This is a genomic window from Ruegeria sp. HKCCD7303 (assembly GCF_013111185.1).
Lineage (GTDB): Bacteria > Pseudomonadota > Alphaproteobacteria > Rhodobacterales > Rhodobacteraceae > Ruegeria.
On sequence record NZ_WVRE01000005.1, the window covers coordinates 137125 to 153157 of the forward strand.

Annotated in this window: 18 protein-coding genes; 7 read left to right on the forward strand and 11 right to left on the reverse strand. The window is 55.3% G+C overall.

Annotated elements, in window-relative coordinates:
• Nucleotides 1-6: 6 nt before the first annotated feature.
• On the forward strand, nucleotides 7-1581 hold the full coding sequence (locus tag GS630_RS14425; RefSeq protein ID WP_171236100.1) for a DUF427 domain-containing protein: 1575 nt from the start codon (nucleotides 7-9) through the stop codon (nucleotides 1579-1581).
• 80 nt (nucleotides 1582-1661) lie between these two features.
• On the opposite strand, the gene GS630_RS14430 is transcribed toward GS630_RS14425, so the two are convergent.
• The 4 genes from GS630_RS14430 to GS630_RS14445 all read right to left on the reverse strand — a co-directional run bounded on the left by GS630_RS14430 (nucleotide 1662) and on the right by GS630_RS14445 (nucleotide 4517).
• On the reverse strand, nucleotides 1662-2456 hold the full coding sequence (locus GS630_RS14430; RefSeq protein ID WP_171620091.1) for a DUF1217 domain-containing protein: 795 nt from the start codon (nucleotides 2454-2456) through the stop codon (nucleotides 1662-1664).
• Entirely contained in the window at nucleotides 2453-2854 is a 402-nt protein-coding gene (gene flbT, locus GS630_RS14435; protein WP_171238705.1) for a flagellar biosynthesis repressor FlbT, read from the reverse strand. The genes GS630_RS14430 and flbT overlap by 4 nt, the downstream gene beginning before the upstream one ends.
• Nucleotides 2854-3228 (reverse strand): flagellar biosynthesis regulator FlaF, encoded by a 375-nt coding sequence (gene flaF / locus GS630_RS14440; RefSeq protein WP_171236103.1) that lies wholly within the window; start codon nucleotides 3226-3228, stop codon nucleotides 2854-2856. The genes flbT and flaF overlap by 1 nt, the downstream gene beginning before the upstream one ends.
• 77 nt (nucleotides 3229-3305) lie before the next feature.
• Nucleotides 3306-4517, reverse strand: coding sequence for a flagellin (locus GS630_RS14445; RefSeq protein WP_171236104.1), 1212 nt, complete (start codon nucleotides 4515-4517; stop codon nucleotides 3306-3308).
• Between GS630_RS14445 and GS630_RS14450 the strand changes: the two genes are divergently transcribed.
• Entirely contained in the window at nucleotides 4507-4659 is a 153-nt protein-coding gene (locus GS630_RS14450) for a hypothetical protein (RefSeq protein WP_171236105.1), read from the forward strand. The two genes, GS630_RS14445 and GS630_RS14450, sit on opposite strands and share 11 nt — an antisense overlap.
• 67 nt (nucleotides 4660-4726) lie before the next feature.
• Here GS630_RS14450 and GS630_RS14455 read toward each other — a convergent pair whose 3' ends face one another.
• Together GS630_RS14455 and GS630_RS14460 are read right to left on the reverse strand one after the other, a co-directional pair.
• A complete protein-coding gene (locus GS630_RS14455) occupies nucleotides 4727-5086 on the reverse strand; it encodes a flagellar export chaperone FlgN (RefSeq protein ID WP_171620093.1) in 360 nt (119 codons plus the stop codon).
• Nucleotides 5076-5351, reverse strand: coding sequence for a rod-binding protein (locus GS630_RS14460; protein WP_171236107.1), 276 nt, complete (start codon nucleotides 5349-5351; stop codon nucleotides 5076-5078). Before GS630_RS14460 ends, GS630_RS14455 begins: the two co-directional genes overlap by 11 nt.
• A gap of 111 nt (nucleotides 5352-5462) precedes the next feature.
• Between GS630_RS14460 and GS630_RS14465 the strand changes: the two genes are divergently transcribed.
• From GS630_RS14465 to GS630_RS14475, 3 genes are read left to right on the forward strand one after another with little or no spacing between them, the layout of a single operon-like run.
• Nucleotides 5463-6686, forward strand: a complete 1224-nt coding sequence (locus tag GS630_RS14465; RefSeq protein WP_171238709.1) for a flagellar hook-length control protein FliK — start codon at nucleotides 5463-5465, stop codon at nucleotides 6684-6686.
• A gap of 3 nt (nucleotides 6687-6689) precedes the next feature.
• Nucleotides 6690-7352 (forward strand): flagellar hook capping FlgD N-terminal domain-containing protein, encoded by a 663-nt coding sequence (locus GS630_RS14470; protein ID WP_171620096.1) that lies wholly within the window; start codon nucleotides 6690-6692, stop codon nucleotides 7350-7352.
• 50 nt (nucleotides 7353-7402) lie between these two features.
• Nucleotides 7403-8272 carry a phosphotransferase gene (locus GS630_RS14475; RefSeq protein ID WP_371809141.1) on the forward strand — a complete coding sequence of 290 codons (870 nt, stop codon included), beginning with the start codon at nucleotides 7403-7405 and terminating at the stop codon, nucleotides 8270-8272.
• A 9-nt stretch (nucleotides 8273-8281) separates the two neighbouring features.
• Here GS630_RS14475 and GS630_RS14480 read toward each other — a convergent pair whose 3' ends face one another.
• The 5 genes from GS630_RS14480 to GS630_RS14500 form a co-directional block, all read right to left on the reverse strand.
• Nucleotides 8282-9583 (reverse strand): FAD-binding oxidoreductase, encoded by a 1302-nt coding sequence (locus tag GS630_RS14480; protein ID WP_171712074.1) that lies wholly within the window; start codon nucleotides 9581-9583, stop codon nucleotides 8282-8284.
• Nucleotides 9580-10398 (reverse strand): ABC transporter permease, encoded by an 819-nt coding sequence (locus tag GS630_RS14485; RefSeq protein WP_171180347.1) that lies wholly within the window; start codon nucleotides 10396-10398, stop codon nucleotides 9580-9582. The genes GS630_RS14480 and GS630_RS14485 overlap by 4 nt, the downstream gene beginning before the upstream one ends.
• Entirely contained in the window at nucleotides 10395-11285 is an 891-nt protein-coding gene (locus tag GS630_RS14490; RefSeq protein WP_171236111.1) for an ABC transporter permease subunit, read from the reverse strand. The genes GS630_RS14485 and GS630_RS14490 overlap by 4 nt, the downstream gene beginning before the upstream one ends.
• Nucleotides 11285-12412: an ABC transporter ATP-binding protein gene (locus GS630_RS14495; protein ID WP_171620100.1), complete on the reverse strand. Its 1128-nt coding sequence runs from the start codon at nucleotides 12410-12412 to the stop codon at nucleotides 11285-11287. The genes GS630_RS14490 and GS630_RS14495 overlap by 1 nt, the downstream gene beginning before the upstream one ends.
• Before the next feature lie 76 nt (nucleotides 12413-12488).
• Entirely contained in the window at nucleotides 12489-13574 is a 1086-nt protein-coding gene (locus GS630_RS14500; RefSeq protein WP_171620102.1) for a polyamine ABC transporter substrate-binding protein, read from the reverse strand.
• Between the two features lie 140 nt (nucleotides 13575-13714).
• Here GS630_RS14500 and GS630_RS14505 point away from each other — a divergent pair, with 140 nt between their 5' ends.
• Nucleotides 13715-14398 carry a GntR family transcriptional regulator gene (locus GS630_RS14505; protein ID WP_253285881.1) on the forward strand — a complete coding sequence of 228 codons (684 nt, stop codon included), beginning with the start codon at nucleotides 13715-13717 and terminating at the stop codon, nucleotides 14396-14398.
• A gap of 74 nt (nucleotides 14399-14472) precedes the next feature.
• Nucleotides 14473-15870 carry an aspartate aminotransferase family protein gene (locus GS630_RS14510; protein ID WP_171620106.1) on the forward strand — a complete coding sequence of 466 codons (1398 nt, stop codon included), beginning with the start codon at nucleotides 14473-14475 and terminating at the stop codon, nucleotides 15868-15870.
• Nucleotides 15871-16033: the final 163 nt, after the last annotated feature.

Genomic DNA, 16033 nt, shown 5'->3' on the forward strand with positions numbered 1-16033 from the left:
TCGCTTATGAACGTCCACGCCGCACCAAAGATGAATGGATATGGAATCTCTGTCGAACCTCTGAGCGGCAGGATTGCGATTTACCGCGATGACGTCCTTTTGGCTGAAAGCACAAATGCCAAGGTTATGTATGAAACACGCCTGCCGCCCACGGTTTATGTGCCGCGCGCAGACGTTTGCGTAGATCTGAGCGCAGAAACTGAATTGCAAACTTTTTGCCCGTTCAAAGGCACGGCCACTTATCACGACATTAGCCTGCCCGGTGAAACACTGACCAATTCCGTTTGGGCCTACGAAGACACTTTGCCAGAAAGCAAAGCGATACAAGGCTGCATCGGGTTTACGCCCAGCGCCTATACACGGATAGATTTGGGCGACAACCGCCTGCGCGAAGTTGACGATGGCAACATCAGCGGGCCTCTGATTGATTGGCTGATGCGCGGTGCGTCGACAGCGACGACACCAGAGAGCTTTACAGAAGCTTTGGCTGAAAAAATGCTGGAGCACGGTATCGCGATACAGCGTCTGAGTATTTTGGCATGGTCCCTACACCCCTTGATCGTGGGCAAGCATTATATCTGGGAAAAAGGCGAAGAAGAGATTCTGACCCGGGCGCCAACATACGAAATCCATGATCACCCGGCCTTCATAAACAGCCCGCTGCGCCACGTCTCGAACGGTTTGGGGGGCGTGCGGCAACGGCTGAACGATGACAACCCGCACAATAGTTTCCCGATCATGGAGGATTTACGGGCCAAAGGCGCGACCGACTATGTCGCCATGCCGCTGCCGTTTTCCGATGGGCGGACAAATGTACTGACACTGACCTGCGATCACCCAGACGGGTTTACGACAGAAAACCTGGGCCTTGTTTTCGAGTGCTCTTCGGTTATCGCGCGATTCTATGAAGTGTTCATGCAACGAGAAAACGCTCAGGTTTTGTTGGAAACATATGTCGGCAAACGCACGGGTGCCCGTGTTTTAGGAGGAGAGATCCGGCGCGGGGACGGGGATGAGATCGACGCGGCGATCATGTTCTGCGATCTGCGCAACTCGACAAGCCTGGAAGAAAAGCTGGGGCGCAGCGACTACATCAATGTGTTGAATGCGTTCTTTGAAACGGTCTCAGGTATCGTTCATGAAAACGGTGGGGAAGTTCTTAAGTTTATTGGCGATGCTGTCTTGGCCGTCTTTCCAGCTGCGGACGAGAACGCCGCAACCGCACGTATGAACGCACAACTATCAGCGGTCAAAATCGTTGAAACGTTGGGGGAGCTGCGTAAGGACGGCTCTGACACGCATTGTGACTGTTCGATCGGCGTGTCCTACGGGCGCGTGACCTATGGAAATGTGGGTTCACGCGAACGCCTTGATTTCACAGTCATCGGTCAAGCCGCCAATATCGCCGCACGTTTAGGAGAGTTCGGGAAAACCAAAGGGCATCGCATTGTCGTGTCCGAAGATATCGAGCCCGCCTGCTCGAACGCTTTGCCTTTGGGTGCGGTAGAGCTGCACAACGTGTCTCAACCTGTTGTGTCATATGCTTTACGTACTGCGGCGGATGCCATTCTGGACAGTTAAAACCTACGTGAAAATGTTGTCTGCACACACATGATCCTGCCCCAAAAAAGGACGATCCAGTTCTGGACCAAACACTCTTTCTAACCAGCCCCAAGCAGGATCAGAGCCGTCTGCCCCGGTGAAATCGTATTCTGAAGCTGCGCAATCTGACTTCGGGCCAAGTAAGTGTCGGTCAGTTGCTCGAGTGCTTTCTGATCCGAAAACTGAGACAAATCTTCCGAGCCCGTCAGCTGCAACAGCCGGTCTTTGAATTCGACCAGTTGTTTGTCGATATCCAGCTGAGCAAAGGACCGAGGCAGGCCAAGCGCCGTTTCCATCATGCTGCGCAAGGGGGGCAGGCCCATCAGGTCAAACCACTTGGTATCTGCGCTTGAAGCCGTTTTGGCCAAATCGGCCAGCTCGCGCTGCGCGTAAAGCGAGATACGCATTGTCTCGTCCGAATCGCCTACGGCGACTTCAAACCGTGTCGTCACATTGGCCTGAGCAATCTTTTCCATGTTGGTTTTCAACGCTGTTTTCCGAACGTCCCCGGGCCCAAACCCGAAAGCGTCAGAGAACTCTCGATACCGTTTGTCCGCCAGACGGTTGGACAAAGCGTCATCGGCTCGCGTTCCGTCTTCAAGGATTTTGCGGACAAAAAACCGATTGTCCAAATCGCCTTCTAATCCAAACGCGCCCAAGGCGACCTGCAATAACCTGCGATCCGACACCAGCTGTTCTGCAGATTCCACCTTGCCGATATTCTCAAGAAAATACCGCGTCTCCCGCTCATTCACCGAGGAAGACGAGAAACTTTGGAACTGGTTGTCGTACGTACGCTGAAGAAACCGCCAGCCTACAATTCCACCGGTTGGGATAACTGGCTGAAAGGTCATTGCTGATAGGCCATAAGCCGCTCTTCACGTGGTAGAAGCGAACGCAGGGACTTAAGACATTTGTAGTAATGCTCGGCCACCAAGGCATCCGTGGCCTCAGACAGCACCTTGCGACTGTCCGCATCCGTGAACACCTGGCTCAACTCTTCCACGCTACGCAGCAATTGCTGACGTGCCTGATCCGGCTCCATGTCACCTGACAAAACCAGCTGCGCGGCATAACAGACACGGCGCACAGGCGTATTAACTTCGTCAGGATGGATCGCATCCCGCAGCCGCAGAACGTTTGCCTGTGGCGTCATGACTGAAAACCTGCTCCGACGATCCCCGTTCTCAATAACCACGCCGTTGATCAGTACTCTTTCTTTCGGGGCAAGCTTTAGGACCAAACCGCTCATCAGGTCGCCCCCATCTGGCGCAACCCGCGCAATACAGCCGTGTTGATTTCCAACAATGGCTCAACCGTTGCGCCGTCTCCCAACACACGACTGCTGTGTTGTTCGGTAAACTCGGCAAGGTAGAAAATCCGCGCCCGCAGATCGTTTGGCAAAGCGTTCGCGGAATCGGCAACGCCTGTTGCCAGCACCCCCCAAAGCCGTCGATTCTCATGAACGGCCTGAACAAACGCCGAGAAATCTGTCGCCTTGCGGGCTGTTGCGGCCTTAAGACGCCGCGTGATCCTGGAAATTGCCTCATATTCGGTATCGCGGGGCGTTCGAGTCGGCGCAGCGGTTTGTGCGTAAGCGCGGTGGGCGAGCGTTTGCGGTATCACTTGAAATCCTTCCAAAGGGCCGTCGTCAGGCGATCAGGGTCGGGGCACTAAAATCATGCCCCGACCCGCTTTGTGATTTAGCGGAACAACGACAGGATCGACTGTGGTGCCTGGTTGGCGATCGACAACGACTGAGTAGCCAGCTGCTGTTGTACCTGCAGCGCCTGCAGCCGCGCAGAAGTCTCCTCCATGTCCGCATCGACAAGCGAGCCGATGCCGGACTTGAACGAATCAGCCAGGTTCGAGATGAACTCTTTCTGGGTCTCGATCCGACCCTGCGAGGACCCGAAAGCAGCCGATGCGTCAATCGAGGTATCGATCAGCGTTTCGATCGTTGCCAAAGCGGCAGTCGCGCCAGCGCCGGTCGAGACGTCAATGCCCGTCAACGCACCCAGACCACCCGAACCAGCGTTCACGTATTGAGCCGAGAATGAGATGTCGTCGCCGGTCGAATTGGTGATGGACAGAGTGCCTTGAGTGCCAGAATCGTAATCAACAGTCAGGCCGGAAATCCCCAACTCCTCGATCTTTGCTTTCAGACCCACGGCAACCAGGTCGCCCGTTGTGGTCGCGGCTGCATCGGCTGCGGAAACTGTGTACGACACAACCTGATCGTCAATTGCGACAACTACCTTGTCACCCGCCGCGAAGGCCCCGCTGGATTCATCCGTAACCAGAGCGGTTGCTGAAGTCGCACCGTTGTCGATAGTCGCACCAACTCGGTCATTGCCAGTAGACGCCCCGGTTGAACCGTCAAATACCTGGGCTGCGGTGTAACCACCAGTGGACAAGTCCTGACCTGTTACAGTGATCGACGATGCCGTGACATTGCCAAGGCTGTCCCGATCCAAGGACGCGAGGATCGACGCAGAGCCTGCCGAGCCGTCCACCAGGTTCAGACCGTTGAACTGCGCGGCGCTGACAACCGAGTTGATCTGGTCTTTCAGAGCAGTCACGTCATCGTTGATTTTGCCGCGGTCAACGTTGTCTTCCTGCGCTGCAACGATCTTTTCCTTCATCTGTGTCAGCAGATCGGTCACGGTTTCCGACGCGTTCCGGGCCACAGCAACGGTCGATTCCCCCAACGCCAGGCTGTCCTTGATGGCGTTGAAGCCTTTGACATCCGATTCCATCACTTTGGATATCGCCCAAACTGCCGAATTGTCCTTGGCCGTCGCGACATCCTTACCGGTCGAAATCGCGTTCTGCGTCATCGCCAGATTTTTGTTTACCGACTTCAGTGTCTGCAGCGCAACCATCGCGCCATTGTTTGTCAGAATGCTGGACATTGCTGTCATCCTTTTCCGTTTGAGCCATTTTGCCCGTGTTCACCCCGCAAAACCTGCGGGCATTGGTGTCGTTCTGACCTATGCGATGCGCCGCTTGGCCAATCGCGCCACCTGCCATTCTCAGGTGCAGCCTCACTCTTGAACCAGATCCCCTAACGGAGTGCTAAAACCTCAAGGCGGGAAATTTCGGATTTGAATCAAACTCCTGCCTATGCCCTTTTTTCCAATTTCACTGTTCCACGCATCGCGAATTCGCTGCGCTGACTATCAGCGCCGTAGGTACTGAATTCCTGCCGAACCCGGCGCAGTTCAGCCATGCGGCTGGCCACGGCGCGGATTCCGTCGGCCGCACTGTTCAGCAAGGCCTGATTACGCGCGACCTTCTGCTGCACCCGAATCAATGCGTCGCTGTCCTGCACTTGAAGATCATTTATTGCGCCGATCAGCTTCTCTTTTTCCGGAACCATATGCGTCAATCGATCAAGATCCCCTTGCACTAGCGCCGCGCGCTCAAGATCCAGAACCTCTTCCAAAGACTTGATCAGCGTCATGTTGACCTCAGATGTCATCAGCTTTCTCCATCAACGACTTGAGCAGTATTTCAGAAAGACCGACGCCGCCGGACCGGGCGAGTTGCTGCGCCTGATGCTGAACAAGAAACGAGCCAAACTGGTCTTCCCCTGCCCCACCGCCAAAACTCTGGCGCGTTTCTCCCAGCCCAGCGGATTTTAGCATTTCACTTAAAAAGGCCGCCTCCAGTTCAACGGCTGCTTCTTTGAGTTGGGTCTGGGCCAAAGGAATTTGGCCCGCCTGCGCGTGGGTGGAAACTTGCATAGCTTTCTCCGAAATTTGCTTCGAACTTTCTCGATCAAAAGCGAAAGCAGTTAAAATAAACGTAACTTCCTGAGTGCAGAGTTCTGGCCAATCACACGGAGCCGGAGCAAAATGCCCAACTCAATTATGCTGGCCACTACGGCGTCAATAGCCCCTGCAAAACCGACCTCGTCACAAAATGAAATGGGGCAGGCCAGCGGGGTGACACGCTTTGAGGACATCCTGGGCCAAGATGGAAAAGCCGACGATCTGCCCGATACCGACCTGTCCCTTGCCGCCCCTGAAATCGAAACGCCGGACGCAGAAGCACAAAGCATAGATATGGCGGAACCCGAAGCTGCCCCGCTTTTAGAACCTCTTCGTGTCGTGGAACTGGTGAGCTCTTCAACACATGTCGCGTATAGTCAGCCTGTGGCTGAAGGAGGGCTTTCAAGTAACACACCGGCATCGGCAGGTGATCCTAGTGCATCCGCTGAAAATGACCCGGAACGGCCAAAGTTTTCATCGACAACAAGCCAGCCCGACCCGGTTGATGCTCCTGCACCCGCATTAACGCGATCCAAGACAGGTCAGGTACTGCCTGCTTTGAACCAGCACGTGACGCCTGTCGCGGTCGCAAAGGAGAGCCGACCGATTGACCACCTGACTAAGGCAAAAGGCACGTTCAACGCCCCGGAATCCGCCCCAACATCTCAAAGCATTGAGTCCACGCAACGGTCTGAGGTCACGCCCGCAACAATCAAATCAACAAAACCGGCCCACGCGCCGCCTGTTGCACAGCTTCAAATGTTGGCAGACCTTATCGAGAAGGAACACGCGGTCCTTGATCAGAGCGCTGAAACCACAGTTGTTACCAAGGACGAAGCACTCCAAACCGCTCCGCGTGAAACGACGCAACACCTTTCTGGACAGTCAACTTTTGCCCGCGCCGAAATCGCACGAGCAATCGCTGGCCAACTTGCGGCGTCGATTCAGGGTCGTGCGGGATCCGGAGCAATGGAGATAGCGCTGAACCCTGAAGAGTTGGGGCGAGTTTCCATTGTTCTGAACGGGCGCGACGACGGCATGCATATGACAATTGCCACCGAACGCCCCGAGACCCTGGAGCTGATGCGACGCCATTTATCCGTACTTGCGGAAGAGTTTCAGAAACTGGGATACGGTGAATTGAACTTTGATCTGGGCACATCTTCCGATGCGGATGGCCAGGCGGTTGGCACCGATACACCAGAGTCCGGATCTGCGTTCGATGACCCGCAAAGCGATTCGGATGCTCAAATCGTATCTCTGCAACAAATTCAGGTCCCAGGCCGGGGCATCGACATGAGGTTTTGACCGATGATCACTCCCGTCACCACCACACAAGCATCGACCTCTCAGCAATCCGCAGAGAATACACGGACCTCTGCGATCACATCTGACTTTGAGACCTTCTTGCTAATGCTCACTGCCCAAGCACAGAATCAGGATCCGTTAGAACCGATGGACTCGACTCAGTACGCATCGCAGCTGGCCCAGTTCTCGATGGTCGAACAACAAGTTCAAACCAATGATCACTTGTCGTCTTTGGCCAGCACTTTGGGCAGCGTCAATCTGAATGAGCTTGCAAGCTGGGTCGGCATGGACGTCCGATCAACATCTGCTTTCCATTTTGACGGTCAGCCCAAGACACTGTTTGCTCAGGCTGATCCAAAGGCCGACACTGCCAAACTGGTAATACGTGACGAAAACGGAACCGTTCTCGATAGAATGACAGTGTCCCCAGCACAATCCAAGTTTGTGTGGGCTGGCGTGACCGCATCGGGCGATCCGATAGGCACCGGCAACTACACTGCTACACTGGAAAGCCACAAGAATGGAGAACCGCTGTCTCAAACGCCAGCTGCTGCCTATAACCGCGTTGTAGAAGCACAGGTTGGGGGCAACTCAGTGCTATTGACCCTCAGCGGCGGGCAGGTGATTTCCGCAGGCGAGGTGAACGCCGTTCGAACTGGTGCTTGATCTGCGGCACAGGAGCGTCCAAAGCTTGGCAAATCGACTCGCCAAAAAAAGTGACAGAAGCTCTGCCCGAAACGCCTGCACCTCCTCGCGATCTGGTTGACCACCTCTGCGCTCAGGGGCTGGTCAGCACATACCCGCGTTTTGAAACGCTGTATGGTGGACGCACCAATCAAGTTTGGAAAGTTCTAGAGGACGGAGGCGACAAGGTGCTGAAGCTTTACAGCACCACGCTTCGCAATCCGCTGTTTCGTAATGACGCTGAACTCGAGGCGCGGTGCCTGGAGGCCCTTGGCCCGGAAGGCTTCGTGCCGCGTTTGCGTGCAGCAGGGCGGCACAAGGACGCGCATTGGGTTTTTTATGACCACGCCCCCGGAACACCCTGGCAGAAGGGCACCGATACGGTTGGCAGGTTGTTGCGACGATTGCATGACCTTGTGCTTTCGGTCCCGGCCCCGTCCGGATGTAACGGCAGTACCGATCTAAAGGCCCACGGGTGTCGCATTCTACAAGGCTGCACCTCGGAGGCACGGCACAGGTTGTTTGAACAGCAACCAACTATAGAGGTTGCGCCCACGGAACGGACATGTTTGATCCACGGTGATCCTGTTGCAGGCAACATTTTGGTTGCAACTGACGGCCTGACATTGATCGACTGGCAATGCCCTGCCCGTGGCGACCCAACCGAAGACCTTGCCTTGTTCCTGTCGCCTGCCATGCAACGGCTGTACCGGGGGGCACCTCTTTCAAAAGCAGAGGAAGACCAGTTTTTGTCCGCCTATGATAATGCGGAAATCGTAGCCCGCTATCAGCACCTCAAACCCTGGTACGCCTGGCGTATGGCAAGCTATTGTCTGTGGCGCGCGGAGAATGGCGCGCCCGATTATGCAGAAGGTCTGAGGCTGGAAACGGCTGCTCTGTGATCGACGACTTTATCTAAGATCCGCAAGAGCCATCAGGGCATAGGCTGGCGGCATGATTGCCCGCCGCCAACGTCCCATTGGAAACCGCTGAGGTGTTTGACTCATAAGCGTGGGCAAGCCGGCATTCTGCCCCAAGGCCAGCCTTGCCAAGGCTCGACCACAATAGGTTCCCATAGCGACGCCGTTGCCGTGATATGCAAAGCCAGCGTACATGCCCGGCTGCTCAGGTATGGGACCGACATAAGGCGTCAGCGCACGGGACATGCACACCAATCCGGACCAAAGATGCGTGGCTTCAACCTGTGACCAGGCCGGAAACATCTTTTTGAAATCCTGCTGAACCTTTGCCCGTATGGATGCTTCTGTCTGCACTGAGGACCGCAGCCCGCCCCGCATGCCAAACAGAAATCGCCCGTCCGGCATCAGGCGGAAGTAATGCAGAAGGTTACGTGTGTCGTAACACATCTGGTCCGACGTCCAGCCCTGTGCCATTTGCTCGGCCTGGCTGAGCGGTCGCGTAACCATAACCGTAGACTGAGCAGGCATGTACCGCCCCGACATCCAATCCGGAATGTCTTCGCTGGAATACCCGTTGGTGCAGATCAGCACGATTTCTGCGTGGACCTGCCCAGTATGTGTTTTCAAAGCAAATCCTGATGCAGTTTTGTCGATACGCTGCACCGGGCTGTTTTGAAACAGGCGCACACCCAAAGCTTCCGCTGCTTTCGCAAGCCCAAACAAGTATTTGCGAGGGTTCAGGCCAAAGCCAACCGGGTGCGTGTACCCACCCAAAAAGGGACCGCCCAATCCCAACCCGGGTAAGTCTGCTGCATCATGCAGCACGCCCATCTCATCTTGGTTTCTGCGCAACACGTCCATGGCGTGGTTCGAATGCGCCAATTGGGTTTCTCCGCTGGAATGTCTGTCTGCTGCTATCCCATGCTGGTCAAGAAGAGCGGCGACCAGGTTCACCGCATCTTCTTCCGCCGCAGCATAGGCTTGCGCCGCAGCGCGCCCGTAGCGACGCTCCATCATCGCTGAACTAAGTTTGGACCCACCGAGACAGCAGAAACCGCCATTTCGCCCCGACGCACCCCACCCCGGCGGACCAGCTTCGAAGACCGCAACTGAAGCGGCTTCAGCCAAATGCAGGGCAGCGGAAACGCCAGTAAACCCGCCACCAACAACCGCGACATCCACCTTCGTGTCGCCCTGCAACTCTGGCCAATCCAAGGCAGGCACTGTTTCGTCCCACCAACAGCCGTCGCGTGGTGCGTCGCTATAAGCGTAGTCGGGAAATACCCGCTTCATTCGGTGCGTGCCGCGGCCATCTCATCCTGCCGCTGCCTGACCATCGCCCGTTTGGTCACAAGCGAGGCCGTAATCACCCCAACTGTCACCACGGCAATCATGATCGTGGACAATGCGTTGATTTCCGGACTGACGCCAAGGCGCACGGCCGAGAAGATCTTGATCGGCAATGTCGTGGCCGACGGCCCCGAGGTGAAAGAGGCAATCACCAGATCGTCCAGCGACAAGGTGAAGGCCAGCAACCAACCTGAGATCACCGCCGGTGCGATGATCGGCAGGGTGACAAGGCGGAACGCCTGCGCCGGTGAACATCCCAAATCCAGCGCAGCTTCCTCCAACGAGCGATCGAAAGTGATGAGGCGCGAGGACACAACAACCGAAACGAAACACATCGAAAAGGTCGTGTGGGCCAGCACGATGGTCAGAATACCGCGATCCAGACCAATTCCGATAAACAGCAGCAACAGTGACAGACCGGTGATCACTTCGGGCATCACCAACGGTGCATAGATCATGCCGGAAAACAGCGTCCGGCCAAAGAACCGCCCGCTTCGGACAAGCACATAAGCGGCAGCCGTTCCCAGAATCGTTGCCAGTGTCGACGAAAACACCGCGACCCGGATCGTGACCCAGGCAGCATCCAAAAACGCCTCGTTCTGAAGAAGCTCTCCGTACCATTTGGTAGAAAACCCGGCCCAGACCGTGACCAGCTTGCTTTCATTAAAGCTGAAAACGATCAGGATGATCATCGGGATGTACAGGAACGCAAATCCCAACGTCAGCGAAACCGTATTGAACCAACTTAATCTGTTCATCCGTCGGCCTCCGCCTGTTTCTGCTGGTTCCGCTGGAACAGCACAATGGGAATCACCAGGATCAACAGCAACACGATGGCCACAGCACTGGCCACCGGCCAGTCTCGGTTCGAGAAGAACTCCTCCCACAGAACCTTGCCGATCATCAGCGTACCTGAACCGCCCAGAAGCGAGGGGATCACAAACTCACCGATCACTGGGATCATCACAAGGAAGCAACCCGCGATGATCCCGGGTTTGGACAGCGGAATCGTCACCAGCCAGAACGCTTGCAAACGGGAACATCCCAGATCTTCGGCTGCCTCGATCAGTGATCCATCCAAGCGCTCCAAAGCCGAGTAGATAGGCAGGATCATGAAGGGTAGATAGGTGTAAACGATGCCGATATAGACAGCGGTCGAGGTGTTCAGGATCGTCAGCGGGGTCGAGATGAGACCCGTCCAAAGCAAAATCTGATTCAGGTACCCTTCGTTCGAAAGAATACCCATCCACGCGTAAACCCGGATTAGGAATGAGGTCCAGAAGGGCAGGATAACCAGCATCATCAGCGTCGGACGCCATTCCTGGGGTGCACGTGCCATGCCATAGGCAATAGGGTAGCCAACTAACAGCGTCAGGAAGGTCGAGATCAAAGCGATCTTGACGCTGGACAGGTAGGCTTTCCAATACAAATCGTCTTCGGTGAGCCAGACATAATTCTCAAAATCCAGCTGACTGAAGAAATCTTTGATCCCCGCCCAACCGGCTGAAAAGTCCAAAGTCGGAGTATAGGGCGGAATGGCAAGCGCCGTGTCCGACAGTGAAATCTTCAAGACAATGAAGAACGGCACCAGAAACAATGCCAACAGCCAGACATAAGGGATGGCGATCAGAACAGCGCGGCGCATCAGTGGGCCAACAAAACCGCAGCCGTCGCTGTCCAGGACAGCCAGACCGGGTCTTCCCAGGTGAACGAACGGCGCGAGATGCGGCGGGTGTTGGCCGTCTGCGCCTTGATGATTGTGCCATTTTGCAGTTCGACGTGATAGGTGGACAGATTGCCCAGATAGGCAATGTCATGAACCTTGCCCTGAACGGCGTTGACCGCATCGGCCGGCCGCTCGGCAGAGATAGTCACTTTTTCAGGGCGGATCGCCAGATGACAAGACTGACCGTTCGAGAATCCGGTTGACGATGACGCCGTCAAAGGGGCCTGACCTTCGGCCCAATCAATCTGATAAGTATCCTCCCCCGATGGGGCTGCACGGCCTTCGATAATGTTCACATCTCCAATGAAATCAGCGACATAGACCGAAGCCGGGTTTTCATAAATCCGGTCGGGCGTGGCAACCTGCATCAGCTGCCCCTGATCCATCACTGCCACGCGGCTAGCAACGGTCATGGCTTCTTCCTGGTCGTGGGTGACGATCACGAAAGTCGTGCCCGTTTTCTCTTGAATATCCATCAATTCGAACTGCGTATCTTGGCGCAGTTTCTTGTCGAGCGCGCCCAACGGTTCGTCCAACAGCAGAAGTTTTGGAGCCTTCGCCAGCGAGCGCGCCAAAGCCACGCGCTGTCGTTGTCCACCTGAAATCTGATGCGGCTTACGGCGGGCAAACTGCTCCAACCGTGTCAGACGCAACATCTCTTCAACACGCTCATCCAGGTCATGTTTCGGCATGTTGTCCCGGCGCAGACCAAACGCGATGTTTTCCCAGACGCTGAGATGCGGGAAAAGGGCATATGACTGAAACATCATGTTCACGGCCCGCTTGTTCGGTGGGATCGGGTCGATATCCTGACCGCCCAGTAGAATATGGCCTTCGGTCGGGGTCTCGAACCCGGCAAGCATCCGCATCATCGTTGTCTTGCCGCACCCTGACGGGCCGAGCAGCGCAAAGAACTCACGTTCGAAAATATCCAGCGACAGGTTGTCGATCGCTGTGAACTCGCCGAAGCGCTTGGTCACATTCTGGAACTGGATCAAAGGTTTCGCCTGTGGGTCTTCCCATGGCTCAAAGACGTCAGAATTCAAAGCAGCCCCCGCTTGTCTTAAAGGACAATATTGCAGCGGGGCGGTTTCCTGACCGCCCCGCGCTTGTTCACTCCGATCAGGTACCTGACTTGATCTTGGTCCAAAGACGAGTCACGACGCGCTGCGTTTTCGCGGGATATGGCGTCGTGATGTACAGGTTTTGCATCGTGGCCTCATCCGGATAAATCGCCGGATCGCCGATCACGTCTTCCTCGAGGAACTCCTGCGAAGCTTCGTTGCCGTTGGCGTAGTAGACGTAATTGGACGCGGCAGCCATGTTGTTGGCATCCAGGATGAAATTCAGGAACTTATGCGCGCCTTCCGGATTCGGTGCATCCGCCGGGATCGCCATTTGGTCAAACCACATCAGCGATCCTTCCGCGAACGGATGATATTCGATGTTCACACCGTTCTCGGCTTCGGCTGCGCGGTCTCGTGCCTGCAGGATGTCACCTGACCAACCCACGGCAACGCAAATATCGCCATTCGCCAGCGCGTTGATGTATTCCGAACTGTGGAACTTTTGGATGTGCGGACGAACGCTCATCAGAACGTCTTCGGCTTTCTTGATCACATCCGGGTCGTGGCTGTCCGGGTCTTCACCGATATACTGCAAGGTCATCGGTATCATTTCGGCTGGCGCATCAAGGAAATGAACACCACACGACGCCAGTTTTTCCATGTTCTCTGGCTTCAAAACCAGATCCATGCTGTTCAGTGCCACATCGTCGCCCAAGGCTTCTTTGACCTTGTCGACATTCACACCAATGCCCGTGGTGCCCCACATATAGTTAATCGAATAGGCGTTGTTTGGGTCATATCCAGCAGTTCGCTCTTGAATAACGTCCCAAAGGTTGCCCGCATTCGACAATTTGGCCGCATCCAGTTCCTGAAACGCCCCTGCCTGAATTTGACGTTGAAGGAACGTGCCAGAAGGCACCACCACGTCATAGCCCGAACCACCAGCCAGCATCTTGGTTTCCAGAACCTCGTTGCTGTCAAACACGTCGTAGATGAGGGTCAGACCAGTTTCTTCCTCGAATTTGCTCAGAAGCTCTTCGTCGATGTAGTCGGACCAGTTGTAGACACGCACCTCTTCAGCGAAAGCCGCTGAAGTCCCCAATGCGATGACCGCTGTCATGGTCAGCGTTTTGATTGTCATATTCTTCTCCCTGCAAGTGTACGGCTATTTTCCCGTTTTTTTGGATTTGATCAAGTTTTGCGTTTTCCCCCGATCCAGCGTATGGTTTCACGAGGCCTGTCACCTGACAAGTCAGGGTTAGTCGAAATAGGATGAACCAATTGGATTTGATCAAAAATAAGGCATCTTCGCCGCAAGCCGAAAGCGGGAAACAGCCCGCGCACGAGCAGGTTTATCAAACCCTCAGGTCGCAGATCCTGTTTGGGGAATTGGTCCCTGGGCAACCCGTCACAATCCAGGGTCTGACTGATTCGCTGGGTGTTGGAATGACCCCGGTCCGCGAGGCAATCCGTAGGCTGATTTCGGACGGGGCCTTGGTATTTCAAGGCAACCGCCGCGTTAGCGTTCCGCTTTTGACCTCCGACGACATTGAGCAGATGATTTTCGCCAGAATCTCAATAGAATCAGAGCTTTCCAGACTCGCCACTGCGAATTTACAGGCAGACGACATAGATCATCTTGAGCATATCGACAAACAGCTGGATCATATGATCGCAGATGGCGACGTTGGGGGCTATCTGCGTTTGAACCAGGCCTTTCATGAATCGCTATATTCCCACGCCAATGCAGCGATTCTCAGTGATCTTGCCGAAAGACTGTGGCTGCGATTTGGCCCGTCTCTGCGTGTGGTGTGCGGTCGCTTTGGCACGCAAAGCCTGCCTGATCGGCATAAGGATATCATCAGCGCATTACGAAACGGAGACGCTGAAAAGGCGGCAAAAGCTACCGCTCAGGACATTGAACAGGGTATGGAATTGATCTCGGAGTCGCTCACATCAGGCTGATTTCGTCCGATTCGATTGACAGTCCAAAATTTGATCATATTGTGATCACCACTGCTTTTGTGGGAGAGCCTCAGATGTCCACCATCACCAACCATATGCCAACCGCCGAACTACAGGCACTGGACGCCGCGCATCACCTTCATCCATTTTCTGCCAACGGCGCGCTGGGTCAGGAAGGCGCACGCGTGATTACTCGCGCCAAGGGGGTCTATCTGACCGATAGCGAGGGCGAAGAGATTCTTGACGCCATGGCTGGCTTGTGGTGCGTCAATATCGGTTACGGTCGCGACGAACTGGCCGAAGTAGCCGCACGTCAGATGCGTGAACTGCCCTACTACAACACATTTTTCAAAACGACCCACGTTCCGGCCATAGCACTGGCCGCAAAGATTGCCGAGTTGGCGCCTGGCGATCTGAACCACGTCTTCTTTGCGGCGGGCGGGTCCGAGGCCAACGACACCAATATCCGTCTGGTCCGAACTTACTGGGCCGAAAAAGGCCAGCCGTATAAGAACATCATCATTAGCCGCCATAATGCCTACCACGGGTCTTCCGTGGGCTCGGCCTCGTTGGGAGGTATGGCAGGAATGCACGCGCAAGGCGGCATCCCGATTCCAAACATTCACCATATCAACCAACCCAATTGGTGGGCCGAAGGTGGTGACATGTCGCCCGAAGAATTCGGACTGGCCCGCGCACGCGAACTGGAAGAAGCCATTCTGGAACTGGGCGAAGACCGCGTTGCAGCCTTTATCGCCGAACCCGTGCAGGGCGCAGGCGGCGTGATCGTCGCGCCGGATACGTATTGGCCGGAAATCCAGCGTATCTGTGACAAGTACGACATCCTTTTGATCGCCGACGAGGTCATCTGCGGATTTGGCCGTACCGGCAATTGGTTCGGTTCGCAAACCGTCGGGATCAAGCCGCACATCATGACCATCGCCAAGGGCCTGAGCTCGGGTTATGCGCCCATCGGTGGATCAATCGTGAACGACGAGATTGCCCAAGTGATCGGCGGCACCGAGTTCAACCACGGCTACACCTATTCCGGCCATCCGGTCGCCGCTGCCGTAGCTTTGGAAAATCTGCGCATTCTTGAAGAAGAGAAAATCGTCGAGCATGTACGCGATGTAGCTGCCCCTTACCTGAAGGAAAAATGGGAGGCTCTGGCCGAACACCCGTTGGTCGGTGAGGCAAAGATTGTCGGCATGATGGCCTCAATCGCGTTGACACCAGACAAGGCCAGCCGCGCCAAATTCGCGTCCGAGCCAGGCACTGTCGGCTATATCTGTCGCGACCGATGCTTTGCCAACAACCTGATCATGCGCCATGTCGGCGACCGGATGATCATATCACCCCCGCTGATCCTGACCCCCGCAGATATCGACGAGATGTTTGTGCGAATCCACAAATCGCTAGATGAGGCGCAGGCCGAGATCATCGCACAAGGATTGATGAAAGCGGCCTCGTAAGCCATTTCGAAATTATTAGAGTCAGGGGACGCTTTGAACAGCGTCCCTTTTCTTATTTGGCTTCAAACTTACGTTTCTTACTGCAAACCCAGACGTAGAACTCTGCACGTTGCCACCTTTGAGAAGACAGTCGTCAATAGTTACGAGACCTCTTGCCAACAGC